Below are 26,045 nucleotides of genomic sequence, written 5' to 3'. Positions count from 1 at the left end.
CATCGATCGATGGCCAGGCGATTCAGCCGAACGGCCATCGGGGACCGGCCGGGATGCGGGACCGCCGGCCGAACAGGGAATCGATTCCGGACACCGCGGTCGACACAATCCGGCAGTGACCAAACCACGTGCCTCGGTGAAAAACATCAGCGTCGGTATCGGTGCCCTCGTTCTGTTCTGTTGCGGCGGCACGGCCATCATCGGCTCGCTCGGTGGCGACCCCGAGCCGGCGACGAACCGGGCCGCCGGGGTGGCGGCGACGATCGCCGCCGAGGTCGCCGGATCCCCGGCACCCGAAGCGACAGGTGAGCCGGGGACGGCCACGACCGGTGCCGGCGGCACATCGACTCCGCGGCCCGGCACCACGCCCGCCAGCAGGCCCGCCGCTGAACCCACCACCACGCGGCCGAGCCCGAAATCGACCACGAAGAAGCCGAAGCCCCGGCCCACCACCGCAGAACCCGAGGACGAGCCGGAGGAGGAGGTGGTGGAGGACGTGTACTACAAGAACTGCACCGCCGTCCGGAGAGCCGGCGCCGACCCGATTCGCCGGGGTGACCCCGGTTACGGGCGCCACCTCGACCGGGACGGCGACGGAGTGGGCTGCGAATAGCCGGGTCGGCCGGGATCTCCACGGTAGGTGCGGCTGTGCACACAGGGCGGGCCTGCCTGTGGATAACTCTGTGGAGAAGCCTGTGTGGTTGTGGATAACTCTGTGGATTCAGCGGGTCCAGTCGTGTTTTGCCGCTCTTATCAGGCGGTCCTTCAGTTCTCTGGTGTGGCGGCGGCTCACCGGGAGTTCCGCGCCGTCCACAGCTACCACGTAGCCCGAACCGGTCAGGCGCAGTTCGGTGACCAGGCGCAGCTGGACCAGGTAGGAGCGGTGGATGCGGACGAAACCGGCATTCGCCCAGCGCTCGGCCAGGGTGGCCAGGGATACCCGTACCAGATGGGAGGTCTCTCCGGTGTGCAGCCTGGCGTAGTCGCCCTGCGCCTCCACCCACCGCACCGACGACCTGGGGAGCATCCGGGTGGTGCCGGCCAGCTCCACCGGGATGGCCGGCTCGTCCTGGGGCGGGGACGGCACGGATCGCAGCCCGGCGACCCGGCGCAACGACTCGGCCAGTCGTTCGGCGCGGACCGGCTTGCGCACGTAGTCGGTGACGCCCAGGTCGAAGGCGTCGACCGCGCCGTCGTCGTAGGCGGTCACGAAGACGATCGCCGGTGGCTGGGCGAACCGGTGCAGGATCCGGGCCAGTTCCATCCCGTCCAGGCCGGGCATCCGGATGTCCAGGAACACCGCGTCCACCTCGGTGTCGCGCAGCACCCGTAGTGCCTCGGTGGCGTCGCCGGCCCGGTGCACGTGGGCGACCCGGCCGTCCGCGTTCAGCAGATAGGCCAGCTCGTCCAGCGCGGGCGGCTCGTCGTCGACGGCCAGCACGACAAGGCTCATACCCGCACCGCCGCTCCGCCGTGAAAACGCGCGCGAAGCCCGTCGTGAAAACGCGCGCGGCAACTGTTCATGCCCGCACCTGGGGATGGAATTTCGGCACCCGCATACTCACTCTCGTACCCGCGCCGGGCGCGGTCTCCACCACCAGGCCGTGGTGATCGCCGAACACCGACCGCAACCGTTCGTCCACATTGACCAGGCCGACGTGGGATCCCTCGTCGCTGTCGGACGACGACGGCGGAGCTCCGAACAGTGCGGGATCCATGCCGACCCCGTCGTCCTCCACCGTGATGTGACACTCGGCACCCGCGTCACGGGCTTCGATGCTCACCATACCGACGCCGGGCTTGCGCGACAGACCGTGCCGGACCGCGTTCTCCACCAGCGGCTGCAGGCACAGGAACGGCAGTCCGACGGGCAGCACCTCGGGCGCGATCTGCAACCGCACCTGCAGGCGGTCACCGAACCGGGCCCGTTCGATGGTGAGGTAGCGGTCGATGGACCGGAGTTCCTCGGCGAGCGTGGTGAACTCGCCGTGCGCCCGGAACGAGTAGCGGGTGAACTCGGCGAACTCCAGGATCAGCTCGCGGGCCCGTTCCGGGTCGGTGCGGACGAACGACGCGATCGCGGTCAGCGCGTTGTAGATGAAGTGCGGGCTGATCTGGGCCCGCAACGCCCGCACCTCGGCCCGGGCCAGCCGCTCCCGGGAGGAGTCCAGGTCGGCCAGCGCGAGCTGCGATCCGGCCCAGCGGGCGGTCTCCAGGGTGGCCTGCACCAGCCCGGGGGCCGGCTGATCGTCGCCGACGGCCACCAGGGCGGCCTGCGCGGCCCCGCCCGGCTTGGTCAAGGGGGCGACCACCGCGCCGCGCACCACGCAGTCCACCCGGTCGCAGGGCAGGTCGGAGCTGTTCAGCACCACCGAACGCCCGGTCTGCACGGCCCGGCGGGCGGCGGCGATCAGCTGGTCCTCGTGGTGGGCGCCCCGGCCGTCGTACGCCAGGCAGCGTTCCCCGTCGACGATCGCCAGCCCGACCGCACCGACCAGCACCCGCAGATGCCGCACCGCCTTGGCCGCGGTGCCCGGGTCGAGCCCGGCCCGCAGCGGTTCGGCGGCGAGGGAGGCGGTGTGCAGCACGTCGTAGGTGGCGCGCTGCATGGCGGTGGCGATCCCGCGCCGGGCCCGCAGCCGCAGCACGGCCACCACGGCGGCGGCGAGGGCCACCAGGACGGCCAGCACCGCCAGCGCACTTCCGATCTGCCCGGCCACGGGTCAGATCATTCAGTAGGCGCCCTTGCGCTTCAACACCACGAAGATGGTCCGCCACAGGATGCTCAGGTCGTACGTCAGCGACCAGTTGTCGACGTAGTAGAGGTCCAGCCGGACCGCCTCGTCCCAGGACAGGTCGGATCGGCCGCTGACCTGCCACAACCCGGTGATGCCGGGCCGGACCAGGAGCCGCCGGCGGACGTCGCCGAGGTAGTCGCCGTCGTCGGCGGGCAGCGGGCGCGGGCCGACCAGCGACATCTCGCCCTTGAGCACGTTGATCAGCTGGGGCAGCTCGTCGAGGGAGGTGGCCCGCAGTTTCTGCCCGAAGGCGAAGATCCGTGGGTCGTGCTTCATCTTGAAGAGCATGCCGTCGGACTCGTTGAGCTCCTCCAGCGTGGCCTTGCGTTCCTCGGCGTCCTGGTACATGGTCCGGAACTTCCAGACCTTGAACGTACGGCCGTCGTGGCCCACCCGGGTCTGCCGGAAGAAGACCGGGCCCGGGTCGGAGAGCCGGATGCCGATCGCGATGACCGCGAGGATCGGGCTGATCAGCAGCAGGCCGAACCCGGCCGCGGCCCGGTCCATCAGGTTCTTGATCAGCCAGCCGGGGCCGGAGAGGGTCGGTTCCTCGACGTGCAGCAGCGGCAGGCCCTCGATCGGGCGGATGTGCACCCGGGGGCCGGCGATGTCGGTGAGCTGCGGCGCGACCACCAGGTCGACGCCGGTGCCCTCCAGCTGCCAGGCGAGACGGCGCAGTTCACCGGGTTCGGCGCTGGCCGAGCCGCAGACCGCGATGGTGTCCGCGCCGACCTCACGGACCAGGGAGAGCACGTCCCGGCCGGCGTAGACCGGAACCGGCGTCTCGATCCCCCGGGCGGCCGCGAAGCCGTCGGTGAGGTGGATGGCGACCGGGATCAGGCCGGCGGCCGGGCTGCGGGTGACCGCGGTGTAGACCTCCAGGGCCTCCGGCAGCGTGCCGACCAGGACCATCCGGTGCGCGCCGTGGCCGGTGTGCCGGCGGGCCAGGTGCAGCACCTGACGGGCCAGGACCCGGCCGAGCAGGATGAGGATCACCGCGCTCAGCGACACCGTGGCGACCGTGCCACGGGACAGGTCGGTCTTGGTGGCGAACGCGAGCAGGGAGACCGCGGCGACGATCGTGACCGAGGCTCTGATGACCCGCTTGAACTCCTCGCTGCCCAGACCGAGATAGCGCCTGTCGTACGAGCCGTTGGTCCAGAGAACGACCAGCCAGCCCAGCGGCAGCGCGATGTAGGCGAAGAAGAAGAACAGGTCGGTGCCGTCGAAGAAGAGCCACGGCTGGTTCAGGCCGGCCCGCGCCTTCTCCAGGGAGCTGGCGATGAAGCTGGCGCCGAGCACGGAGAGCAGGTCGAGCAGCACGAGCGCGAACGTGTAGGGCCGGTGCCAGCGGGAACGCCGCCGGCTCTGCCTGCCCCAGGCGTTACGGGGCACCCCGTTGCTCGGTGGCGGCTGTTCCTGCCACTCGAAGCTTTCGTACCGCACGGGTCCGCTCCGGCTGCTCTCGATAGGTGGGCGATGCAGGCTAGTAGTCACTGCCTACGTCCTCCCGCATCCGGAAAAAGATTACGCACCGCCACGACCTCGGGATCGCCGGTAGGCCCACCGATACCCGTACGCGCCACAACGGTTGCCAGGGACCGGGCCACTATACCGATGGATCGGCCATAAAGAAGGAGACGATCCTGACGTATACGGACCGTCATCATTCGGTAGCAATTCACCGGACCAGCTTGGACAGCCGCCGATCCGCCAACGGCTTCCCTCCGGTTTGGCAGGTCGCACAGTACTGCAAACTCTTGTCCGCGAAGGAGACCTCACGCACCGTGTCGCCACAGACCGGGCACGGTAATCCGGTCCGGGCGTGCACCCGCATCCCGGCGCGTTTCTCTCCTTTGAGTTCGGCGGCCCGCTGTCCGACAGATCGTTGCACCGCATCGGTCTCGATCTCGCGCATCGCCGAATAGAGCACGCCGATCTGTTCGTCGGTCAGTTTCCCGGTCAGTGCGAACGGTGAGAGCCGGGCCGCGTGCAGGATCTCGTCGGAGTAGGCGTTACCGATTCCGGCGAGCACCTCCTGATCGACGAGAACGCCTTTGATCTGCCCTTTCCGGCTGCGGATCCGCTCGGCGAACTCCTCCTGGGTGACGGCCAGGGCATCCGGTCCCAGCCGGGCCACACCGGGCACCTCGGACGGGTCGCGGACCAGGTAGGCGGCGAGCGACTTCTGCGTCCCGGCCTCGGTCAGGTCGAATCCGGATCCGTCGTCGAGCCGCATCCGCACCGCGATCGGGCCGCTGCCCGGTTTGAGCGGGGCCGGCGACTTGAACGAGTCGCGGTAGTGCAGCCACCCGGCGCGGGCCAGATGCACGACCAGATGGAAGTCGCCGATCCCGATGTCGAGGAACTTGCCGTGCCGGCCGGCGGCGGACAGCGGCAGCCCGGTCAGGGCGGACGGCTGCGGATCATAGGTCTTCAGGGCCGCGAAGGACGGCACTTCGAAACGGTCCACGGTGTGGCCGACCGCACGCTCGCGCAGGTAGGCAGCGAGCGCCTCGACCTCAGGGAGTTCGGGCACCACCTCACGGTAACGTCTTCCGTCGCGTGCGAGGAGAGAGCGCAGCGAGCCCCGCAGTCCGCGACCATTAGGCTCCGGGCATGAAGGTGGTGGTAGCGCACAATCGGTACCGGGAGGCGATCCCGTCCGGCGAGAACGTGATCGTCGACACGGAGATCGGTCAGCTCCGCGAGGCCGGCGTGACAGTGATCCCGTTCCAGCGGAGTTCCGACTCGATCGCGGAGATGCCGGCGGCCCGCAAGGCGCTGCTGCCGATCTCCCCGGTCTACGGCGTGGACGCGCAACGGGACCTGGCGAAGCTGTTGGCGGCCGAACGTCCCGATGTGCTGCACCTGCACAACCCGTACCCGCTGCTCTCGCCCTGGGTGATCCGGACCGCGCACGCGCACGGTGTCCCGGTGGTCCAGACGGTGCACAACTACCGGCAGGTCTGCTCGTCCGGGCTCTACTTCCGGGACGGCCACAACTGCCACGACTGCCGCGGCAAGGTCCTGGGCTGGCCGGCGATCAAGAACCGCTGCTACCGGGGTTCCGCCGCGCAGAGCGCGATCATGGCGACCACGCTGGCCGTGCACCGGCCGACCTGGCGCTCGGTGGACAGGTACATCGCGCTCACCGACAAGATCGCCGCGCACCTGACCGATTTCGGCATCCCGGCCGACCGGCTGGTGATCAAGCCGAACGGCCTGCCCGACCCGGGCGCTCCGGAACCGCTCGGCGACGGCTTCCTCTACGGCGCCCGGCTCTCTCCGGAGAAGGGCCTCGGCCTGCTGCTCGACGCCTGGCGCCGGCACCCCGACGGCAGTCTCGGCCCGCTCCGGATCGCCGGTGACGGCGAGCTGCGCCACCTGGCCGAGCAGGCGGCCGCCGAACGCGCCGACGTGACGTATCTCGGCCCGCTGGACCGTCCGGGAATGATCGCCGCCCGCCGTGCCTCGGCGGTGGTCGTCGCGGTCCCCACCTGGGAGGACGTGCTGCCCACGGTGATCCTGGAGGCGATGTCCACCGGTCGCGCGGTCCTGGGCACCGCGGTCGGCGGCATCCCCTACATGGTCGGCACCGGCCCGGAGGCGGCCGGCTGGCTGGCCGACCCGAACCCGGAGTCCCTGGCCGCGGCCCTCCCGCCGGCCCGCGCCGGCGCCCCGGCCGCCGCGGTCGCCGCCCGGGCCCGCTACCAGCAGCACTTCCACCCCGACGTGCTGACACCCCGCTTGATCTCCATCTATGCGGACATGTCCCGGCACGCCCACCGATAAGACCTTTTGCCGGTACGCCTACCCCGCACGCCGAAGTCGTCATGTCCCGTGGCCACCCGCGAGGCAGGCGACCCACCGGACCGCCCGGCGACCGCCGGGCGGATGCGGCCCGCAACGAACCGCGACCCACCACCCGGAGCCCGGAGCGGCTGCCGAGTGGTGGGCCGAAGGCTTACGGCTTGAGCGCGGCCCGGCCGGTGAAGGCGATCGACGCCGCCAGGAACCCGCCGTTGATCAGGGTGAACAGGCCGACGAACCAGACCGCCAACTGCGGGGCGACCAGCAGGACGGCACCGGCCAGGGCGATCACCGCGCCGTAGTCACGGACCAGCTTGACCACCCGGATCGGCAGTGACGTGCTGGTGACCATGCTGGCTGCCTGGTCACCGCCCTGCATCACCGAGGTGACCAGGTTGACCATCCAGGTGGCGGCGAACGCCGCAAGCAACCAGGCGGGGGTGTCCGGTTCCTGGGCGTGCGCGGTGGCGGCCAGCGCGGACACCAGCGACGCCTGGACCGCGACGTCACAGAGCACGTCGAAACGGCCACCGGCCGGGCTGGCCTGCCCGGTGACCCGGGCCAGCTGGCCGTCGGAGCAGTCGAAGGCGTACGCCACCTGCCAGCCGACCAGCGCGATCAGGCCGATCAGCGGCGCCCAGATCCGGCCGTCGGCGACCGGGCCCGCGGCGGCGATGACGATGAACGACGTCAGGACGCCGAGGCCCAGGTTGAGGACCGAGAGCACGGTCGGGGTGAGGCGGTGCTTGTGGGCGAAGACGGCGATCCGGGAGCCGAGACGCTGGCTGACCGCTTCGCTGAACAGGCCACCACCACGGTTGGCGGCGTAGTACTCGGCCGCGGTAGGCGTACCCGCAACCGGGGGTTTGCCGGCGGATGAGCCGCCGGGCGCGGACGGACCGGAACCCGGCGCACCACCTGGCGCCGGGTTGTCGATGCGGGTGGGTGGCGGACCGGCCTGGGTGGGAGGCCGGCCCGGACCGGTGTCAGAGGGTCGCGAGGACATCGTTGTATTCGGCCAGCTTCTGCCGGGTCTGCTCCGGCGTCAGGGCGAGGTGCTCGATGATGGTGTAACGATCCGGACGGGTCCGCGGCGCGAAGTCGATGACCTGTACGAACTGGTCGACGCTGAGGCCGACGTCGGACGGGGTCCGGGGGAGCTGGTGCCGGGCCAGGGTGTCCGACATCTGCTTGAGCCGCCGCTCGTCGCCCCGCAGGAAGGTGCAGAACAGCGCACCCAGTCCGGCGAGCTCACCGTGCGAGGCGGTGTCCGGGAAGAGCGAGTCGGTGGCGTGCATGATCTCGTGGCAGCCGCCGCTGCACGGGATGCTGGTGCCGGCCACCGCCATCGCCAGACCGCTGGAGATCAGCGCTTCGGCGAGCGTGGTGACGAACGCGTCGTCGGCCATGTCGCCGGGCATCGAGAGGATCGCCTCGGCGCCCATCCGGGACAGCGACGCGGCGAGCCCGTCGACGTTCTCCCCGCGGATCTGCCGGGCCAGGTCCCAGTCGGCGAGGGCACTGATGTTGCTGACCACGTCACCGATGCCGGCCCGGTTGACCCGGTCCGGTCCGCTCTCGACGAAGTCCAGGTCGACGATGACGCCGAACGGGATGTGCACCCCGTACGAACCCTTGATGCCGTCGTTGACCAGGCTCGCCACCGGCGACGCGATGCCGTCGTTGGCCAGGCTGGTCGCGACCGACACCATCGGCAGGCCCCAGCGGCTGGCGGCGTACTTCGCGGTGTCGACGGTCTTGCCGCCACCGATGCCGACCACCGCGTCGAAGTGCCCGGACCGCAGCTTGGCGGAGAGCTCCAGGGCCGCGTCGAGGGTGCCGCCGCTGGTCACGAAGACCTCGGCGGAGTTGAGCGAGGGGCGGAGCAGGTCGACGATCTGCTCGCCGAGGCCCGGACCGACGACCACCGCGACGTCCCCGCCGGACGAGATGCGCCCGTCCTGCAGGATCTTGCCGAGGTCGGCGACCGCACCCCGCCGCACCTCGATGTGCAGCGGGGTCTGGACGCTACGGGCTAGTAGCGGCATGCGATGTCCCGGGCCTTCGCCAGGTCCTCGTGGTTGTCGACCTCGACCCAGGAGACCTCGCCGATCTCCGCGGCCCGCACCTCGTTGCCCCGGTCGGCGTAGAGCTGGAAGCCGTCCTCGTAGAACTGGTTCGGGTCCTTCTCGAAGGTCGCCTTGAGCGCGTCGGCCAGTTTGCCGGCCGCGGACGCCTCGATGATGTTGGCGCCGATGTACTCGCCGAAGGCCTCGGAGGGCTCCATCAGCTTCGTGATTTTGGTGAGCTGGCCATCTTCATTGAAGACAGTCTTCATCTCCTCGTCAGCAAGTTTCTTCACGCTGTCGATGGCGAGGAGGATGCTCGGCCCGCGCTTGGCGAGCAGGGTGTGCTCCACGCTGACCGGGTGCACGGTGTCGCCGTTCACCATGAGCGCGCCCTGGGCGAAGTGGTCCCGGGCGAGCCACAGGGAGTAGGCGTTGTTCCACTCCTCGGCCTTGTCGTTGTGAACCAGGGAGATCTTCACGCCGTACTTCTGCTCGAAGCCTTCGACGCGCTCCTCCACGGCGCCGGCGCAGTAGCCGACGACGATGGTGACCTCGGACAGCCCGGCTGCCGCGAGGTTACGGAGCGAGATATCCATGATCGTGGTGTCACCGTCCACCGGCACCAGTGCCTTGGGCAGCGTGTCCGTGTAGGGGCGCAGCCGGCGCCCAGCTCCGGCGGCGAGTACCAATCCGATCATGAGGGGTGGTTCCTTCCAAGCGCGATGAGGGGTGCCCAGCGAGGATAACGGCATGCGTCCCATCCGTAGGACTCGCGAGGGGCGCACCGAAAATGGTATAGACCCGGCTTCTAAGCTGGGGGCCATGACCGCTGAGCAGCTGATCTCGTTCGCCCGTGGCGCTCCGTCGCTGGACATCGTCGACGTCGAGGGGCTGAAGGCCGCCGCCGCGCGCGCTTTCGACGCCGACCCGGCCGGGGTGACCGCCTACGGCACCTCCGTCGGCTACCTCCCGCTGCGGAAGTGGATCGCCGACAAGCACAACGTCTCGCCCGACCAGGTCATCGTCACCAACGGTTCACTGCAGGCGGACGCGTTCCTCTTCGGCCACCTGGTGCAGCCCGGTGACGACGTGGTCGTGGAGAAGCCGACCTACGACCGCACGCTGCTCAACCTGCAGAACCTGGGCGCCAAGGTGCACCAGGTGACGCTGCAGGAGGACGGCATCGACATCGACGAGCTGCGTGGCCTGCTGGAGTCCGGGGTGCGGCCGAAGCTCGCGCACATCATCCCGAACTACCAGAACCCGGCCGGTCTCACGCTCTCCGCGGAGAAGCGGCGGGCGCTGCTGGCCCTGGCCGAGCAGTACGAGTTCCTGATCTTCGAGGACGACCCGTACGTCGACATCCGCTTCCGTGGCGAGGCGCTGCCGTCGATGCTGTCGCTGGACACGAACAACCTGGTCGTGCACGCGTCCAGCTTCACCAAGACGGTCTGCCCCGGTGTCCGGGTCGGTTACCTGGTCGGCCCGGCCGCGCTGATCGACGCGATCGCGAAGAAGGCCACCAACCTGTACATCTCCCCGGGCATGGTCTCCGAGGCGATCGTGCACCAGTTCTGCGTCTCCGGTGACATCGAGAAGTCGGTCCGTACGGTCAGTGCCGCCCTGGGCGAGCGGGCCAAGGTGCTGGCCGAGTCGATCCGCAAGCACATCCCGGGCGCCACCTTCACCGAGCCGGACGGCGGCTACTTCCTCTGGGTCGACCTGCCGTCGGACGTGGACGTGGACAAGCTGTTCCCGGCGGCCATGAAGAAGGGTGTCGCGGTCGTCAAGGGCAGCGACTTCCTGCTCGACGGGGGGAAGAGCTCGCTGCGCCTGGCGTACTCCGCGGTCACCGTCGACCAGATCGACGAGGGTGTCCGCCGGATCGCCGAAGCGATCGAAGAGGTCCGTACCGCATAGCTGGTGGGGCTTGTCACTGACCTGAAGAATAGGCGGCGGCAAGCCCGCGACGGCCTCCCCTGTGTGAAGGCGTAGCCTCGGTTGGTTTGTCTTCCCGGGGGAGGTCTGGCATGACGGAACGTTCGTGGACCCGGGGCCGGCCCCTCGGCGCGGCCTGGGCGGCCCGGATGCGGGGCCTGCTCAACAACGGCGACGTCCGCCCCGGCGGCGAGCACAACGTCCATTCGTCGGTGGTGGACTGCGGTGTCTACCAGGACGGGCAGCGCACCCCCGGTGAGTTCTCCCCGGATCAGGCGCTCACCGAGGCCCGGGACCGGCCCGGCGCCTTCGTCTGGCTCGGCCTGCACGAGCCGTCGGCCGAGGAGATGGCCTCGATCGCCGAGATCTACGGCCTGCACGAGCTGGCCGTGGAGGACGCGGTCAAGGCCGAGCAGCGGCCCAAGCTGGAGCAGTTCGGCTCGGTGCACTTCCTGGTGCTGCGCACCGCCCGGTACGTGCCGCACCAGGAGCTGACCGAGAGCTCCCAGGTGGTCGAGACCGGCCAGATGATGATCTTCGTGGGCGAGCAGTTCGTCATCACGGTCCGGCACGGTGACGCGTCCGAGATGGCGCCGGTCCGGGCCGACCTGGAGACCAAACGGGCGGCGCTGCTGGAGCAGGGCCCGTGGGCGGTGGCCTACGCGGTGACCGACCGGGTGGTCGACCACTACCTGGAGGTCGCCGACGAGGTCGAGGACGACCTGGACATCATCGAGGAGGGCGTCTTCTCGCGCGACCGGATCGCCCCGATACAGCAGGTCTACCAGCTCAAACGAGAGCTCGTGGAGTTCCGCCGGGCGGTCGTGCCGCTGCAGCGCCCGCTCGCCGCGATCACCTCCAGCCAGGGGGTGGTGCCGAAGGAGATCCGGCGCTACTTCCGGGACGTGCAGGACCACCTGACCCGGACCGTCGAGCAGGTCTCCTCCTACGACGACCTGCTCAACTCGATCCTGCAGGCCCGGCTGGCGCAGGTGACCGTCGACCAGAACAACGACATGCGCAAGATCGCGTCCTGGGCGGCCATCGCCACGGTCTGGACCGCGTTCGCCGGCGTCTACGGCATGAACTTCGACTACATGCCGGAGACCTCCTGGAAGTACGGCTATCCGGCGCTCGTCGCGTTCCTGTCGTTCGTGACGGTGCTCCTCTACCGTGCTTTCCGCCGCAATGGCTGGCTCTGACCCCCCAGAACCGGGGCCGGACCTCTAGGGTGTCGGGGTGCCGTCACGTCAGGATGAGCTGCACTCGTACCAGTACTCAGTGCAGCGTGTAGTCGCGGCACTGGTCTCTCACGACCCGGATCCGCAGCGTTCGCCGCTGCGCCGGGCCGGGGTCACCGCCCTGGTCAGCGCGTTGGTCGCGGCCCTGGTGGTCGGCGGGTTCGGGGCGTACGGACTGTTCACCGGCCTGACCCTGACCGACGCGACGAACCAGAACGCAGTGCTGATGGAGAAGAAGACCGGCGCGCGGTACGTCTACCTGCAGTCCGACGGCAAGCTGCACCCGGTGCTCAACTTCACGTCCGGCATGCTGCTGGCGACCGGCAACCCACCGGAGTTGAAGTCGGTGTCGCCGGACAAGCTGGCGAAGGTGCCGCTGGGCGACCCGCTCGGCATCCCCGGCGCCCCGGACTCGCTGCCGGCGTCCAAGAGCCTGCTCAAGGGCGCCTGGTCGGTCTGTGCGGACACCGCGGCCGGCCGGGCCCGCAGCACGCTGCTGATCGGCACGGCGGCGGCCGGTGGCGCGGCGGCGGCCGGCGGTCTCCTGGTCGAGGACTCCACCGGGCGTACCCACCTGATCCTCGGCTCGCAGCGGTTCCTGCTGCCGGCCGGCAAGGTCGACGCGACGGTGCGCGCGCTCGGCTGGTTCGGGTACCGCCCCTGGAAGGTGTCGGCGGCCTGGGTCGACGCGATCCCGGCCGGCCCGGACCTGGCCCCGCCCGCCATCCAGGGCCGCGGGCAGGTCTCGCAGATCCCCGGGCGCCGGATCGGCCGGGTGCTCACCGACGACGGCAAGAATCTGGCGGTGGTGCTGGCCGACGGCATCGCCCCGCTCACCGAGTTGCAGGCCAAGCTGCTGACCACCGAGGTCGGCGGCACGCCGCTGCAGGTCGGCGCCCAGTTCCTCGACCTGCCGGTGTCGAAGTCCGAGCTGAGCGCCGCGGCGGAGGGACTGCCCGCCACGATCCCGGCGCTGACCGAGGCGCCGGCCACCGCGTGTGTGACGTCGGCGGGTGACGCGATCAAGGTGAACGTGAAGATCCCGGCCGGTGTGGCACCGGCCGGGACCTCCCGGGTCGATCTGATCTCGGTGGCCCGTGGGGCGGGCGCCGTGGTGGAGTCGGCCGCGTCGCCGGACGCGGTGGCCGGCAGCGGCACCGTGAGCCTGGTCACCGACAACGGTATCCAGTACCCGCTGGCCGCGCGCGAGCTGCTGGCCAAGCTCGGGTACTCGGGTGTGCAACCCACCCGGATCCCGGCCCAGCTGATCGCGTACCTGCCGATCGGGCCCGCCCTGGATCCGGTCCGGGCGGCCCGACCGTAGGCCCGCTAGCGCGCGTCCGGCTTGTTCTGGTCGGTCGCGGTGCCGTTGGACGTGGTGTAGACGGTCGGCTCGATCGGGTCGAACGACGCGTCGTCGGCACCGGCCCGGGTGGTGGGCTCGTACTCCTCCCACTGCGCCTCCCGGCGACGGCGGGCGACGTAGGCGGCGCCGATGCCGACCGCGGTGCCGAGCAGCGCCCAACCGGCCAGCCGGCTGCCCCGGCTCTTCTGCCGGCCGGTCGCCTTCTCGGCCTTGCGCTGCAGCTTACGGGCGTTCTTCTCCTGCGCCTTGAGCTGCTTGCGGGACACCTTCTTGGTGGTCTTGCCCGCCTGCCGGACGCTCTCCGAAGCGGTGTTCAGTGCGGCGAGCGCACTGTCCCAGCTCTGCGAGGCGGCGTCCCGGGCCGCGTTGGCGGCCGGCTGGACCCGATCCCGGGCCGCGTTGATTCTCGGGGTGACGGTCGAGCTGGTCTCGTGCGCCGCGATGGTGGCCGCGCGCTTGAAGTGATCCACGCTCTGGCCGAGCTCGTTGCGCATGCGCGCCTTACGGTTACGGCGACGAATCGTTGCGAACACCGGTGCCCACCTCCTGTGGTCTTCTCCCACGTCATGTTGCCTTCTCGGGTACCCCCGCGCGGCCGGATCCATGACATGGGGGAGGATCCGAATTGCACGAGAACAGCCCATCACGATGACGGGAGTACCCGTGGCCGAGAATCTTTACGCCACCCTTCACACCAATCACGGCGCCATCCGGGTGCAGCTCTTCCCGGATCACGCTCCGGCGACGGTCCGCAACTTCGTGGAGCTGGCCGAAGGCACCAAGGAATACACCGACCCGCGTACGGGCCAGAAGGGCAGCGGTCCCTACTACGACGGCACCATCTCGCACCGTGTCATCGCGGGCTTCATGGTCCAGGCCGGCGACCCGACCGGCACCGGCCGCGGCGGCCCGGGCTACCAGTTCGCCGACGAGTTCCACCCGGAGCTCGCCTTCGACCGGCCGTACCTGCTCGCCATGGCGAACGCCGGCCCGGGCACCAACGGTTCGCAGTTCTTCATCACGGTCGGCCCGACGCCGCACCTGAACCGTCGTCACACCATCTTCGGCCAGGTCGCGGACGAGCAGTCCGCCAAGGTCGTCGACTCGATCGCCACCACCCCGACCGGCCCGGGCGACCGCCCCCGTGAGGACGTGGTCTTCGAGCGCGTGGTGATCGAGCGCTCCTGACACCTCGGGTACCTTTGGTGCCATGAGTGAGGCGCCCTCGACGACACCGGTGTGCTATCGGCATCCGTCCCGGGAGACCATGCTCAGTTGCAGTCGATGCGATCGTCCGATCTGCACCGATTGCATGAACGAGGCTACGGTCGGGCACCAGTGCCCCGACTGTGTCAAAGAGGGACGCCGTGGTCAGCGGTCGGCGCGCACCGCCTTCGGGGGGAGCCGCGCCGGCCAGCTCGGCTACGTGACGACCGCGATCATCGTGGTCAACTCGCTGGTGATGGTCGGGTCCGCGATCCTGGGCGGCCCGAGCGCGATCTTCGGCGGCGGCAGCTGGGGCCTGCTCGGCAGCGGCACCCCGATCACCGACTTCGGTGAGGTGCTGGGCATCGCGCTCTACCCCAACGGCGAGCTGCACGGTGTCGCCACCGGTGAGTGGTACCGCCTGGTCACCGCGATGTTCCTGCACTACGGCATCCTGCACCTGCTGCTGAACATGATGCTGGTGGCCCAGCTCGGGCGCTATCTGGAGAGCCAGCTCGGCCCGCTGCGGTTCGCCGCGCTCTACATGCTCGCCGGCATCGGCGGCAACGTGACCGCCTACGTCGTCCAGGCGCCGAACCAGCCGTCGGCGGGCGCGTCCACCGCCACCTTCGGCCTGATCATCGCGGTCATCGTGATCAACCGGAAGCTGATGCGGGACTCCAGCTCGATGACGTCGATGCTGATCCTGAACCTGATCTTCACGTTCACCATCCCGAACATCTCGATCGCCGGGCACCTCGGCGGTCTGCTCGTCGGCGGGGCCGGCGCCGCGGTGATGGCCTACGCGAACCAGCCGAAGCGGAGCACCAAACAGGCGATCGGCTGCTCGGTGATCCTGCTGCTGATCGTGGTGGCGGCGATGCTCCGGACCAGCTTCATCCTCAACTGACCGTGCGCGCCTCGGCCAGCGCCGAGGCCACGGTCTCCGGGTCGGCGCTCAGGTCGTTGCTGGTGAAGATGTAGATGGCATCGCCGGCGTCGATCTCCAGGAGCTCACTGCGGATGCCGCGGCGGGTGCTGTTCTCCACCCGTACCCGCTCGATCTGTGCCCATGGGACCAGCCGGCGGCGGGAGAAACCGGTGACCACCGTGATGCCCTCCGGGGCCGCTGCCAGGCGGACCGGAACCAGGACGTCACGGGCCGCCCAGACGACGACACCGATCATCGCGAGCATCGCCAGCAGCCAGCGCGACCACTCGCCGTCGGCGAAGAGCGCGGCCAGCGCCGGGAGCATGAGCGCGACGATCAGTTTGGCCAACGGGAGCACGGGTCGGACACGCCACTGCATCCACCCACTATGACCTTTCCGGCGTGGGGCCGCCTCTTCGGCCCCGCGTCACCCGTTGGACAGGGCATGGACGTGTTCTCCCGTACGTTCCACCGGGCCGCCGAATCCACCGGATCCGCGCCGGCCGTCAACCGGCACCTGCCGATCTTCCGCAGCTGCGTCGACCCGGACGATCCCGCGGTGCTGGTGGCCCGGTGCGTTCGTCCCGGGGCGCCACTGTCCGGAGACTGGTTCCTGCTGCTGACCCGGCGCCGCATGGTCGTCACCCAGGACACCCGGCCGCTGCACCGGCTCCGCCTGCACCTCAACGCGAACCTGCGGAAACTCAGCGATGTGACGTGGGGGCTGGACCTGTCCCGGCCGGGTCTCGAACTGTCGGTCACCGCGATGGACGGGGTCCGCGAACGGTTCCGCATGCGACTCGGCGACTCGGCGACCGTGTGGCGGGTCGAGGCCCTCGTCCGGGAGAGCCTATGCGCTCAGGAAGTCCGCAATCGATCGCTGGAGGCCGGCCGCGTCCAGCCCGTGCACGCGGGCGTGGTCGCGCCAGGTCCCGTACCGTCGCACCTCGGCCCGGCCGGCGCCCAGATGCAGTGACCGGTGCGGCCGGTCCCGGAGCGCCTCGCTGACCAGGTGCGCCGACGTGCCCGCCGCATAGGGCTCCACCAGCACGATCTCCCCGGTCACCAGCTCGCGCAGGGCGGCCGGATCCAGCGGCCGCGGCGTGTTGACGTAGAGCACCGTCACCGCCATCTCCCGAGTCGCCGCCAGCACCGGGTCCAGCATCGGGCCGACCGCCACCACGACCGGCGATCCGTCCCGGCGCAGGACGCTCCCGTTCCGGTGCGAGCGGCTGTTCTCCTGCACGGAGAGCCGGACATAGACCCTCTCGTCGGTACGGGCGGCCGACCGCAGCAGCTCCGGGACCTCGTCGCGGTGCCCCGGCACGTGCACGGTCCAGCCGTCCAGGGTGTCCAGCAGGGCCACGTCACCGGGGGACTGATGGGTGTACCCCTCGGCCGCCGCGTCGTAGGAGGCGCCGATGCTGACCAGCACCGCCCCGGTGTCCTGGTGACCGAAATCGAGCTTGATCTGCTCGTACGCCCGGTCGATCAGGAACGGGGCGTACGAGTGCAGGATCGGCCGCATCCCGGTCAGCGCCAGACCACCGGCCACCCCCGCCATCAGCTGCTCCCGGATCCCGACGTTGAACACCCGGTCCGGATGCCGCCGGTGCGCGTCGTCGAAGGCGCTCGCCGAGATGTCCGCCACCACCAGCGCGGTCCGCGGATCCTCATCCAGCAGTGCGGTCGTCGTGTCGTAGAAGACGTCTCTCATACCTCAGCCACCACCAGTGTCGGGCCCGCTGCCGGGCTCAGTGCCTTCTCGATCTCGTCGTGGTCGCGCCCGTTCACCACCGACGCGTCCCAGCCCGGGAACCGCACCGGGATGCCACCCGGCCAGCCGTGCGTGGACGACCGGTTGTCGATCACGATCGCGGTGATCGGCAGGCGGATCGCGGCGGCGTACGCGATCGCCTCGTGGTTCGAGCCCTCGTCCAGTTCCGCGTCGCCGAGCAGCACGAACGTCCGGCTGCCGGTGAACCCCTGGGCTCGCAGCCCGAGCGCCACCCCGACGGCCAGGCCCAGGCCGTGGCCCAGCGAGCCGGTGCCGATCTCGACACCCGGGATCAGCATCCGGTCCGGGTGGTGGCCGAGCGGACTGTCCCAGCCACCCATGTCGTCCAGCCGGTCCGGCGGGATGAAGCCCTTGGCGGCGAGCACCGCGTAGTAGGCGGCCGGGCCGTGCCCCTTGGAGAGCAGGAAGCGGTCCCGGTCCGGTTCGTCGACGGTCTCCGGGGTCACGCGTAACACCCGGTCGTAGAGGACCCAGAGCACGTCCAGGGTGGAGTGTGCGCTGGGCGCGTGCTTCGCGTCGCCGGTCACCCGGCTGAGCAGCTCCCGCACCGAGTGTCGGGGTGTCGTCACAGCAGTCATGGCCCTAGACTGCTACTTAAAGTTCACTTCAACTCAAGGGGTGCCGTGGAGACGCTGACCATCGGCGAACTGTCCGCCCGCAGCGGCGTCGCGCCGTCCGCGCTGCGCTTCTACGAGCGCGAGGGCCTGATCCACGCCTCCCGGACCAGCGGCAACCAGCGGCGCTACGACCGGGCCGAACTGCGCCGGGTCTCGTTCATCAAGATCTCCCAGCAGGTGGGTGTGTCGCTGGACGAGATCCGCGAGGCCCTGGCGTCACTGCCGGAGAACCGCACCCCCACCAAGGCCGACTGGTCCCGCCTGTCAGCGAGCTGGCGCTACCGCCTCCAGGAGCGAATCGCCGTCCTGGAACGCCTCCGCGACGAGCTGAGCGGCTGCATCGGTTGCGGTTGCCTGTCCCTGCAGAGATGCAAACTGGCCAACCCGGGCGACCGCTTGGCCGCCGGAGGCACCGGCCCTCAGCGAATCCTCAACCCCGCCGCCGACTGAGATCAGGGAGAATGAGTACGTGGCGTCTGCCGCATCACGGCCCGACCCCACGGGCCGAGTAGTGGACGGCGAAAAACGTAGCGGACTACCTCGGGGCGTCGGCAAGGCGAATCCCAACTGGTGACTCACCAGCGGGAGTGCGTTGCGTTCGATACCGTGACCGGTCTGCCGGAACCGATGGCGCGCGAGATCAACACGAAGACGTGGTACCGACACGCCGTCGCTTTCGTCAACATGAAGTGGCCGAAGGCCGCCGCCGAACAGCTTATGAGCATCGCCGAGGCGCTGGCGACTGTCACCCTCGCCCTGCTGAATACCGAACGGGATGCCCCGGCCGACGCAGTCATCCGGCGAGCGCTTTACGGACACTCCTTCACCAAGGCCGGCGCGAGGACGGACCGCGGTCCGATGGCTCACCGCCAACACCGTCAACCTCAACGACCTGAGGGACGCTGCCGTGGGCCGCAAGGCACTCGACACGCTCAGGGATTTCCGGTGCCCCAGGTCGCCGAGTGGGCCGGAGACAGCGTTTACGTCCTGCGAAAAGTCTGTGCGAAGCGCATCGACGATGCCTCGAAGATGGGCGATGACCAGGACTGACGCTGAGATTCCGTTGCCGCGACGGGTGTGATCCAGCGGAGACCGGCCGGTGCTCCACAAAAACCGCCGCTGACCTGTGTGGTGGCAGGTCAGCGGCGGTGTTGCTGCTCATCCGAGCGGAGGATGTGGGATTCGAACCCACGATGAGTTTCCCCATACCGGTTTTCAAGACCGGCGCCATCGGCCACTAGGCGAATCCTCCCGTGGTGCCGCTACAGTCTGCCACCCGGCTGTGGTTCTTGTCGTACCGGTGGGGCAGAGTCGGCCTCATGCGCGCGATCGTTATCGAGGACAAGCAGCTCACCTGGGCCGTCGTGGCCGATCCGGAAGTGCGGGCGGGAGAGGTGATCGTCGACGTCACGGCGTCGGCGGTGAACCGGGCCGACGTGCTGCAGCGGCAGGGCCACTATCCGCCGCCGGAGGGGGCGCCCGACTATCCGGGGCTGGAGTGTTCCGGGGTGATCAGCGCGGTGGGGCCGGGGGTGACCGGGCATCACGTCGGTGAGCGGGTCTGTGCGCTGCTGGCCGGTGGTGGTTATGCCGAGCGGGTGGCGGTGCCGGTGGGGCAGCTGCTGCCGGTGCCGGCCGGGCTGTCGCTGGTGGAGGCGGCGACGCTGCCCGAGGTGGCGTGCACGGTGTGGTCCAACGTGGTGGACCGGGACCGGCTGCGGCCGGGCGAGACGCTGCTGGTGCACGGCGGCGGCAGCGGGATCGGCACATTCGCCGTCCAGCTGGGGGTGGCGCTGGGGGCGAAGGTCCTGACCACCGCGCGGGCCGGGAAGCACGATCGGCTGCGGGCTCTTGGTGCGGAGCTGACGATCGATTACCGGACCGATGATTTTGTACGGGCGGTGCAGGCCCACACCGGCGGTCGCGGGGCCGACGTGATCCTGGACATCGTCGGCGCGAAGTACCTGGCGGGGAATGTGGCGGCGCTGGCCCCGGACGGCCGGATCACGGTGATCGGCATGCAGGGCGGCGCGGTGGCGGAGCTGGATCTGGGCCGGCTGATGGCCAAGCGTGGCCGGGTGTCGTCGACGTCGTTGCGGGCCCGTCCACCGGCGGACAAGGCGCGGGTGGTGGCCGGTGTCCGCGACCAGGTGTGGCCGTTGATCGCGGCCGGCCTGGTGAAACCGGTCGTCCACCGCACGTTCCCGATGGCGGAGGCGGCGGCCGCGCAGGAGCTGATGGAGTCTTCCGACCACTTCGGGAAGATCGTTCTGCTGACCTGATCACGCCTTCGGGTGAACCGTTACGAAGTGTTATGACCGATAAGTGCGGATATGCGGCGAGTCGCAACGCGATGCAGTCGTATCGAACCCAGCATGGATGGACAGCGCGCCCGGTCGGGGCGCGGCTGCCGACCGCTGGGGGACACCGTGACGTACACACCGCATCGCTCCAAGGCCGGCCCTCGGCACGCGCCGCCGCAGCGCCCGTACCCGGATCGGGTGGAGCCGGGCTCGTACCCGGACGACGTGGAGCCGCGCCGGGCCCGCAACTGGATCGTCGGCGGCGTGATCGTCTCGGCCGGGCTGGTCGGGTTCGGCGCCTGGGCGGTGGTCACCACCCCGCCCCAGGTGCTGACGATCGCGGTGGCGCCGGGCGATTCTCCGGCCCCCGGATTCGACGTCGAGGTGACCGGCGTGCGATGCGGAGTGGCCTCGGTGGGCCCGGACGGTATGGAGCAACAAGCCGCCGGGCAATTCTGTCTGCTCGATGTCGAAGTGACGAACAACGGCGCGGAACCCATGTTGTTCGACAGCGCCGCACAGCGGGTCCGCGACACCGATGGGGAAGCCTACGCCGTCGCCGAACAGGCCGCGGTGTTTCTCAACGATCACGGTTCCTCGCTGCTCAACGAGATCGAGCCGGGCGAGACGGTGGACGGCGTGCTCCCCTTCGACATGCCTGACGGCGCCCGTCCGAGCGACGCCGAACTGAGTGACGGACTTACCACTTCAGGAGTACGGGTAAATCTGCCGGATCCGCGCTGAAAGCAGCGTTTATCGGTTCGTGATCGGGGGCCAATTATGTGAATCGCGCCCCGGCGGATTCGATGTTGTGTTGGCATGGTCCACGGAATATGCACGGTTGTCCGGGTTCTCATTGCCACCTTCGACGGCGGCATAAACGCGACCAGCAGCACCGGTCGCGTAAGGATGGGATTCGCGCGAGTGCCCCGGGCCTATTTCGGAGGCAACACTGCACGGTTCGTCCACCCGCCGGGTGCTGACCGTCGGCGCGCTCGCGCTGGCCGTCATCACGCCGGCGCTAGACCCGGTCGAGCACGACGCCGTCCTGACACCGATGGCCCAGCCGGTCATGCCGGAACCCGCGGAGAAGGTCGCGAGCCCACTGGCCCCGGAGGCGAAGCCTCTACGGCAGCGGCTCCGGGAGTTCAAGTTCGATGCCGGGCTCGACCCGGTCGCGCTGTCCGCCGGCCTACGGAGCCGCCGGGACACGGTGGATCGCGCTTCACGGGCGATGCCGCGCCGGTCCCTGGTGCTGCGTCCGGTGTCCGCGGTCGCCATCGGGGGCACCGACCTGCCGGTGACCCGCGGCGCCGAGGGCGCCGACCTGCCGGCGAGCCGCAGCGTCGAGCGGCGCGCGGAACGCCGGGAGACGGAGACCCCGCAGGAGCGCGCGGAACGCTGGGCCGAACGCCGGCAGGAGCGTGCCGAACGCCGGGCCGCGCGCGACGAGCATCGTGCCGCGCGCCAGGAGGAGCAGGCGGGGCGCTACGAGGAACGGGCCGCGCGCTACGAGGAACGGGCGGCCCGGCACGCGGAACGGGCGGCGCGCCACGAAGCGCGTGCCGTTCGCCGGGCCGAGCGCCAGGCCCTCCGGGAGCAGCGGCGAGCCGCCCGGTCGGCCCGGAAGAGCGTCTCGGTGCAGCGCCGGTGGACGTCGACGGCGGGCCGGGGCGAGAACGTCCGGAGCCGGGACATGCGGGCGGTTGTCGACTTCGCCCGCTCCCAGGTCGGCAAACGGTACGTCCGCGGCGGCGACGGCTCGGGCGGCTTCGACTGCTCGGGGCTGACCAAGCGCGCGTTCGCCAAGGCCGGCATCAGCCTGCCGCACTCGTCCGGAGGTCAGGCCCGCCGGGCGCGGTCGGTGTCCCGGTCCTCGGCCCGGCCCGGTGACCTGGTGGTCGGCCGCGGTCACGTGGGCATCTACATGGGCAAGGGGATGATGGTCGACGCGGGGAACAGCCGGACCGGGGTGGTCTACCGCAAGCTCTACAACGGGCTGTCGGTGTCCCGGCTGAGCTGAGAAAAGGGGCGGAAAAGCAGTCAGCACCCGCCGATGACGACGGGTGCCGACTAGCTGACCACCGTGCCGTACGGCGGCCGATCACGACCAGGCGCGGGGATCTGTGCCGCGCACACCCGGTCGGATGTCTGACAGAAGCATTACCGATGCACGCCGACCCCATGCGCACCACCTGTGCGTTTACCCGATCGTGTGACGGCGTGTGGCAAGCCCGGCGAAAGCCGCCGGTCATGTTGAACGGTTAGTCTCTGGCCACCGTGGGAAAACTCGACCAGTTCTTTTTCACCACGTCGGAGGCCAACCATGAGTCTTGACCGCGCCTTGGCGCCCGACCCGTACGATCTTCTGCCACAGGTCCCGGCCTTCACCGTGACCAGCGTGGACGTCACCGACGGGCAGCCCTTGGACGAGCTCTTCGCGCACACCAGTGTGGGCGGGAAGAACCTGTCGCCGCAGCTGTCCTGGTCGGGTTTCCCGGCTGAGACGCGCGGCTTCGTGGTCACCTGTTTCGACCCGGACGCACCGACCGGCAGCGGTTTCTGGCACTGGGTGCTGGTCAACCTCCCGGTCTCGGTCACCAGCCTGGCCCGTGGCGTCGAGCCGTTGCCGGAGGGCGCCTTCTGCGTCCGCAGCGACTACGGCGACCGTGCCTACGGCGGTGCGGCGCCGCCGCCCGGTGACCGGATCCACCGTTACGTCTTCGCGGTGCACGCGATCGACGTCGACGCGCTGGAGGTGACGCCGGACGCCTCGCCGGCCTACGTCGGGTTCAACCTCGCGTTCCACACCCTGGCCCGGGCCACGATCCGCCCGACGTTCCAGGTTCGCGGCTGACCACGGCCTCAACGGCTGGCCACGGCTTCAACGGCTGACCGCGGATTCGCGGCTGACCGTGGACAGGAAAACGGCCGCCGACACCGGTCGGCGGCCGTTCTCTCGGAACTCAGCTGGGGACGCGGGCCACGCAGAAGACCGACTGCCCGAACGGCGGACGGACGACCCGCTCGGCGGCCTTGGTGACCGGCAGCACCACGCTGTCGTAGATCTTGACCATCGGCCCCTCTTTCGGGGCCAGCTTGAAGATGCTGGTGGCGGTGTAGTAGCCGAGAAGGCCCAGCGCGTTCGCGTAGTGCAGCTTCTCGATCTCCAGCCCGGCCTCGGTGAAGGCGGCGCCCAGCGTCTTCTTGGTGTAGCGGCGGATGTGGCCGGTCGCGATGTCGACCTGGCTCATCGCGAACATGAACGCCGGCACGATGATGATCACCTTGCCGCCCGGGCGGACCAGTTCCTTCATGCTGCGCAGCGCGCCCACGTGGTCCTCGATGTGCTCGAGCACGTTGTAGGAGACGGCGGCGCTGTACTCGGAGTTCGCGTCCTGGGCCGGAAGCAGCATCTGCTTCACGTCGATGTTCGCGTGGTCGGCCATCCGCTCCTTGAGCAGGACGAGCCGGTCCGGGTCGGCCTCGGTCGCGGTGAACTTCGGCAGATGCTCCGCCCACTCGATCGCGTAATCCCCGAGACCACTACCGATCTCGATGGGGTTGTCTCCCAGGTACGGGAGCGCGAGCTCGACGAACCAACGACGGTGGTTCACCGCGGTGGCTAGGCCTTCGAGCACTTCAGACTGGATCCGCTGGTCTCCAGTGATGTCTGCCATAGGTGAGGTTCCCTCATCTTGCCGATCTGAGCTGACAGCGGGACCGCTGAAGTTAACCACTTGAAGCGCCTATCCGAAAGTTGAGTGCTCGGCACCACTGATTTTTTGGCCTGATTGAGACATAGGTGATCAGGGACTCGGATGGGTTACCCCTTCCGAAGTCCACAGAGTGGACCGCACGACGGACACGCTGAAAACACGCGTTCATATCGGCTCTATCACGTGTGGGCCGCACACTGCGGGCTTCTTGGAATCCTCGGTTAGGCTCGCCGATGCTATGACGATTACGGGTTTGAACTCGACAGGCCAGTCGACCGGCGGGAACGTTCTGCCGCCGAGCCAAGTGACCGCCGACGACGACCTGGATGCGGAGCTGATAGCCCTCGGGTCAAACGGCTCGGTGACCGCTCCAGCGGTTCCGGATTCCCCAGCGGAAGCCGAGAAACCGCAGGTCAGACGGCGCCTGATCACCTGGCGGGACGTTGCCGCGATCACGACTTTCGTGATCGCGGCGTTCATGCTCACCGCTCCGTTGTGGCTCAATCTTGATCATGAACTTCGAGATGATCCGCAGGATCAGGCTTTCTTCGAGTGGATGCTGGCGCACGGTGCGCGGGTGCTCACGGATGGCGCTTATCCGTTCTTCTCGGACCGCTTGAATTACCCCGACGGGGTGAACATGATGGCCAACACCTCTGTGTTGGCTGTTTCCTTGCCACTGACGCCCGTCACTCTTCTGTTCGGTCCGCATGTGGCCTTCAACGTATTTCTCACCGGCGCATTGGCATTAACCGGTGCTTCGTGGTATCTGGTGCTCTCGCGCCGCTTCGTCACCTCTCGGGCAGCGGCCTGGGTCGGTGCGCTGTTCGCCACGTTCGCCCCGAGCATGGTCTCGCACGCCGGCGGCCACCCGAACATCGTCTCGCAGTTCCTGGTCCCGCTGATCATCTGGCGCACGCTGGAGCTCCGGGTCCGCGGCAAGGCCGTGCGCAACGGCCTGATCCTGGCCGGTCTGCTGGTCTGGCAGGCCTTCATCAACCTCGAGATCCTCTTCATGACCGCGGTCGGCCTCGGTGTCTTCTGTGCGGTCATGGCCGGAGTGCGGCGCAAGGACCACCCGGGTGAGGTGCTGCCGTTCCTGCGGGCGCTCGGGGTGACCGCGGCCGTCACGCTGGCCGCGCTGGCCTACCCGCTCAGCGTCCAGTTCTTCGGACCGCAGAGTTACCAGGGTCTGGCCGAGGGGGTCCGCAACTTCGGCGCCGACCTCGCCTCGTTCTCCGCCTACTCGCGGCACTCGATGGCCGGCGACTCGGCGACCGCGTCCCGGCTCGCCCAGAACCCGGCCGAGGAGAACGCCTTCTTCGGCTGGGGTCTGATCGTCCTCTTCGTCGGGCTGCTCATCTGGATGCGCCGGTCCCGGGCGGTCCTGGCCCTCGGCGGGATCGCGGTGCTCCTCGGGGCCATGTCACTCGGCCCGCGCATCGTGTTCAACGGTTCCGACACCGGGCTGCCGGGCATCTGGGCCGCACTGCACTACCTGCCGGTGCTCAACGCGGCGGTGCCGACCCGGTGGGCGATGGCGATCGCCCCGGTCGTCGCGATCGTGCTGGCGCTGGGCTGCCAGAAGGCCGCCGACATGATGCGCACCCAGCCGACCGCCCGCGGGCCGGTCCGGGTCGCGATGATCACCGCGGTCGCGATGGCCCTGGTGCCGTTGATCCCGCGGCCGCTGGCCACCACCCCGATGGACCCGGTGCCGGACTTCGTCACCTCGGGCGCCTGGCGGGCCTACGTCGACGACGCGCACACCCTGGTCGCGCTGCCGCTGCCGGACAGCAGCTACCCGGACCCGCTGCGCTGGACCGCGGTCACCGGCCAGGACATGCGGATCGCCGGGGCGTACGCGCTGCTGCCGAACGAGAACCCGCAGAACCCGGGCGACCGGACCGCGATGTTCGCCCCGCCGTGGCGCCCGACCAGCGGCCTGATCGCCTCGATCCGGGGCGGCAACCCGGTGCCGGTGATCACCGACGCCCGGCGCGAGATGGCCCTGGCCGATCTGCGGTTCTGGAAGGCCGGGGTGGTCGTGCTGACCCCGCAGACCCGGGACATCGAGATGCTGCGGGCGATGTCCGACCTGCTGGGATTCCGTCCCACCTGGACCGGCGGCGTCTGGATGTGGGACGTCCGCAACCTGGTCGACGACCCCGACGCGGTGCTGACGGCCGGCACCACCTTCTAACTGTGGCGCGTGATGGCCCGGGTTCGCTTCGAACCCGGGCCAT

The 26,045-nt window shown here is 69.5% G+C and carries 26 protein-coding genes and 1 tRNA gene; 14 read left to right on the top strand and 13 right to left on the bottom strand.

All coding sequences use genetic code 11. The annotated features are described in order from the left end of the window. Window positions 1-115 precede the first annotated feature (115 nt). Window positions 116-613: an excalibur calcium-binding domain-containing protein gene (locus Aco03nite_RS34510; RefSeq protein WP_239145693.1), complete on the top strand. Its 498-nt coding sequence runs from the start codon at window positions 116-118 to the stop codon at window positions 611-613. A 108-nt stretch (window positions 614-721) separates the two neighbouring features. On the opposite strand, the gene Aco03nite_RS34505 is transcribed toward Aco03nite_RS34510, so the two are convergent. From Aco03nite_RS34505 to Aco03nite_RS34490, 4 genes are all read right to left on the bottom strand, one after another. Then, window positions 722-1,453: a LytR/AlgR family response regulator transcription factor gene (locus Aco03nite_RS34505; RefSeq protein WP_203802978.1), complete on the bottom strand. Its 732-nt coding sequence runs from the start codon at window positions 1,451-1,453 to the stop codon at window positions 722-724. A 67-nt stretch (window positions 1,454-1,520) separates the two neighbouring features. Beyond that, window positions 1,521-2,720 (bottom strand): sensor histidine kinase, encoded by a 1,200-nt coding sequence (locus Aco03nite_RS34500; RefSeq protein ID WP_203802976.1) that lies wholly within the window; start codon window positions 2,718-2,720, stop codon window positions 1,521-1,523. A gap of 12 nt (window positions 2,721-2,732) precedes the next feature. Beyond that, a complete protein-coding gene (locus Aco03nite_RS34495) occupies window positions 2,733-4,295 on the bottom strand; it encodes a sugar transferase (RefSeq protein WP_203802974.1) in 1,563 nt (520 codons plus the stop codon). Window positions 4,296-4,479: 184 nt separating this feature from the next. Continuing rightward, the gene (locus tag Aco03nite_RS34490) at window positions 4,480-5,337 is read right to left on the bottom strand and encodes an Fpg/Nei family DNA glycosylase (protein ID WP_203802972.1); all 858 of its coding nucleotides are present in this window, start codon (window positions 5,335-5,337) and stop codon (window positions 4,480-4,482) included. An 80-nt stretch (window positions 5,338-5,417) separates the two neighbouring features. Here Aco03nite_RS34490 and Aco03nite_RS34485 point away from each other — a divergent pair, with 80 nt between their 5' ends. Further along, window positions 5,418-6,593, top strand: a complete 1,176-nt coding sequence (locus Aco03nite_RS34485; RefSeq protein WP_203802971.1) for a glycosyltransferase family 4 protein — start codon at window positions 5,418-5,420, stop codon at window positions 6,591-6,593. Window positions 6,594-6,765: 172 nt separating this feature from the next. On the opposite strand, the gene Aco03nite_RS34480 is transcribed toward Aco03nite_RS34485, so the two are convergent. The 3 genes from Aco03nite_RS34480 to Aco03nite_RS34470 are packed head-to-tail and all read right to left on the bottom strand — an operon-like array spanning window position 6,766 to window position 9,378. After that, window positions 6,766-7,617 (bottom strand): CDP-alcohol phosphatidyltransferase family protein, encoded by an 852-nt coding sequence (locus Aco03nite_RS34480; protein WP_203802969.1) that lies wholly within the window; start codon window positions 7,615-7,617, stop codon window positions 6,766-6,768. Further along, on the bottom strand, window positions 7,598-8,659 hold the full coding sequence (locus tag Aco03nite_RS34475) for an iron-containing alcohol dehydrogenase family protein (RefSeq protein ID WP_203802967.1): 1,062 nt from the start codon (window positions 8,657-8,659) through the stop codon (window positions 7,598-7,600). The genes Aco03nite_RS34480 and Aco03nite_RS34475 overlap by 20 nt, the downstream gene beginning before the upstream one ends. Beyond that, the gene (locus Aco03nite_RS34470) at window positions 8,647-9,378 is read right to left on the bottom strand and encodes a phosphocholine cytidylyltransferase family protein (protein WP_203802964.1); all 732 of its coding nucleotides are present in this window, start codon (window positions 9,376-9,378) and stop codon (window positions 8,647-8,649) included. Before Aco03nite_RS34470 ends, Aco03nite_RS34475 begins: the two co-directional genes overlap by 13 nt. A gap of 124 nt (window positions 9,379-9,502) precedes the next feature. Here Aco03nite_RS34470 and Aco03nite_RS34465 point away from each other — a divergent pair, with 124 nt between their 5' ends. The 3 genes from Aco03nite_RS34465 (at window position 9,503) to eccB (ending at window position 13,183) form a co-directional block, all read left to right on the top strand. After that, window positions 9,503-10,600, top strand: coding sequence for an aminotransferase-like domain-containing protein (locus tag Aco03nite_RS34465; RefSeq protein WP_203802962.1), 1,098 nt, complete (start codon window positions 9,503-9,505; stop codon window positions 10,598-10,600). A gap of 110 nt (window positions 10,601-10,710) precedes the next feature. Next, window positions 10,711-11,820 carry a magnesium and cobalt transport protein CorA gene (locus tag Aco03nite_RS34460; RefSeq protein ID WP_203802960.1) on the top strand — a complete coding sequence of 370 codons (1,110 nt, stop codon included), beginning with the start codon at window positions 10,711-10,713 and terminating at the stop codon, window positions 11,818-11,820. 37 nt (window positions 11,821-11,857) lie between these two features. Next, a complete protein-coding gene (gene eccB / locus Aco03nite_RS34455; RefSeq protein ID WP_203802958.1) occupies window positions 11,858-13,183 on the top strand; it encodes a type VII secretion protein EccB in 1,326 nt (441 codons plus the stop codon). A 5-nt stretch (window positions 13,184-13,188) separates the two neighbouring features. Here eccB and Aco03nite_RS34450 read toward each other — a convergent pair whose 3' ends face one another. Continuing rightward, window positions 13,189-13,758: a hypothetical protein gene (locus Aco03nite_RS34450; protein WP_239145692.1), complete on the bottom strand. Its 570-nt coding sequence runs from the start codon at window positions 13,756-13,758 to the stop codon at window positions 13,189-13,191. A gap of 130 nt (window positions 13,759-13,888) precedes the next feature. On the opposite strand from Aco03nite_RS34450, the gene Aco03nite_RS34445 reads away from it, so the two are divergent. Continuing rightward, window positions 13,889-14,413 carry a peptidylprolyl isomerase gene (locus Aco03nite_RS34445; protein WP_203802950.1) on the top strand — a complete coding sequence of 175 codons (525 nt, stop codon included), beginning with the start codon at window positions 13,889-13,891 and terminating at the stop codon, window positions 14,411-14,413. Between the two features lie 22 nt (window positions 14,414-14,435). Continuing rightward, the gene (locus tag Aco03nite_RS34440; RefSeq protein WP_203802948.1) at window positions 14,436-15,341 is read left to right on the top strand and encodes a rhomboid family intramembrane serine protease; all 906 of its coding nucleotides are present in this window, start codon (window positions 14,436-14,438) and stop codon (window positions 15,339-15,341) included. Here Aco03nite_RS34440 and Aco03nite_RS34435 read toward each other — a convergent pair. The 3 genes from Aco03nite_RS34435 to Aco03nite_RS34425 all read right to left on the bottom strand — a co-directional run bounded on the left by Aco03nite_RS34435 (window position 15,334) and on the right by Aco03nite_RS34425 (window position 17,738). Continuing rightward, window positions 15,334-15,741 (bottom strand): PH domain-containing protein, encoded by a 408-nt coding sequence (locus Aco03nite_RS34435; protein WP_203802946.1) that lies wholly within the window; start codon window positions 15,739-15,741, stop codon window positions 15,334-15,336. The two genes, Aco03nite_RS34440 and Aco03nite_RS34435, sit on opposite strands and share 8 nt — an antisense overlap. A 471-nt stretch (window positions 15,742-16,212) precedes the next feature. Beyond that, a complete protein-coding gene (locus Aco03nite_RS34430; RefSeq protein WP_203802945.1) occupies window positions 16,213-17,079 on the bottom strand; it encodes a transketolase family protein in 867 nt (288 codons plus the stop codon). Then, window positions 17,076-17,738, bottom strand: coding sequence for a thiamine pyrophosphate-binding protein (locus tag Aco03nite_RS34425; RefSeq protein ID WP_203802943.1), 663 nt, complete (start codon window positions 17,736-17,738; stop codon window positions 17,076-17,078). Before Aco03nite_RS34425 ends, Aco03nite_RS34430 begins: the two co-directional genes overlap by 4 nt. A 45-nt stretch (window positions 17,739-17,783) precedes the next feature. On the opposite strand from Aco03nite_RS34425, the gene soxR reads away from it, so the two are divergent. Next, entirely contained in the window at window positions 17,784-18,227 is a 444-nt protein-coding gene (gene soxR / locus Aco03nite_RS34420) for a redox-sensitive transcriptional activator SoxR (protein WP_203802941.1), read from the top strand. Between the two features lie 156 nt (window positions 18,228-18,383). Continuing rightward, entirely contained in the window at window positions 18,384-18,827 is a 444-nt protein-coding gene (locus Aco03nite_RS34415) for a hypothetical protein (RefSeq protein ID WP_203802939.1), read from the top strand. Between the two features lie 117 nt (window positions 18,828-18,944). Here Aco03nite_RS34415 and Aco03nite_RS34410 read toward each other — a convergent pair. Then, a tRNA-Ser gene (locus tag Aco03nite_RS34410) sits at window positions 18,945-19,029 on the bottom strand. Between the two features lie 67 nt (window positions 19,030-19,096). Between Aco03nite_RS34410 and Aco03nite_RS34405 the strand changes: the two genes are divergently transcribed. The 4 genes from Aco03nite_RS34405 to Aco03nite_RS34390 all read left to right on the top strand — a co-directional run bounded on the left by Aco03nite_RS34405 (window position 19,097) and on the right by Aco03nite_RS34390 (window position 22,937). Continuing rightward, window positions 19,097-20,059, top strand: coding sequence for an NAD(P)H-quinone oxidoreductase (locus Aco03nite_RS34405; RefSeq protein ID WP_203802937.1), 963 nt, complete (start codon window positions 19,097-19,099; stop codon window positions 20,057-20,059). Window positions 20,060-20,206: 147 nt separating this feature from the next. Beyond that, window positions 20,207-20,824: a DUF4352 domain-containing protein gene (locus tag Aco03nite_RS34400; protein WP_239145690.1), complete on the top strand. Its 618-nt coding sequence runs from the start codon at window positions 20,207-20,209 to the stop codon at window positions 20,822-20,824. A gap of 232 nt (window positions 20,825-21,056) precedes the next feature. Next, entirely contained in the window at window positions 21,057-22,103 is a 1,047-nt protein-coding gene (locus tag Aco03nite_RS53375) for a C40 family peptidase (protein ID WP_239145689.1), read from the top strand. Between the two features lie 303 nt (window positions 22,104-22,406). Continuing rightward, window positions 22,407-22,937 (top strand): YbhB/YbcL family Raf kinase inhibitor-like protein, encoded by a 531-nt coding sequence (locus Aco03nite_RS34390; protein ID WP_203802932.1) that lies wholly within the window; start codon window positions 22,407-22,409, stop codon window positions 22,935-22,937. Window positions 22,938-23,046: 109 nt separating this feature from the next. On the opposite strand, the gene Aco03nite_RS34385 is transcribed toward Aco03nite_RS34390, so the two are convergent. Beyond that, window positions 23,047-23,760, bottom strand: a complete 714-nt coding sequence (locus Aco03nite_RS34385; protein WP_203802915.1) for a class I SAM-dependent methyltransferase — start codon at window positions 23,758-23,760, stop codon at window positions 23,047-23,049. A 277-nt stretch (window positions 23,761-24,037) separates the two neighbouring features. Between Aco03nite_RS34385 and Aco03nite_RS34380 the strand changes: the two genes are divergently transcribed. Continuing rightward, entirely contained in the window at window positions 24,038-26,002 is a 1,965-nt protein-coding gene (locus Aco03nite_RS34380) for a DUF6311 domain-containing protein (RefSeq protein ID WP_203802913.1), read from the top strand. Window positions 26,003-26,045 lie beyond the last annotated feature (43 nt).

The organism is Actinoplanes couchii (genome assembly GCF_016862075.1).
In the GTDB taxonomy this organism is placed as follows: domain Bacteria; phylum Actinomycetota; class Actinomycetes; order Mycobacteriales; family Micromonosporaceae; genus Actinoplanes; species Actinoplanes couchii.
The sequence above is the reverse complement of the archived record's forward strand: the minus strand, read 5'-3'. Positions and strand labels throughout refer to the sequence as shown.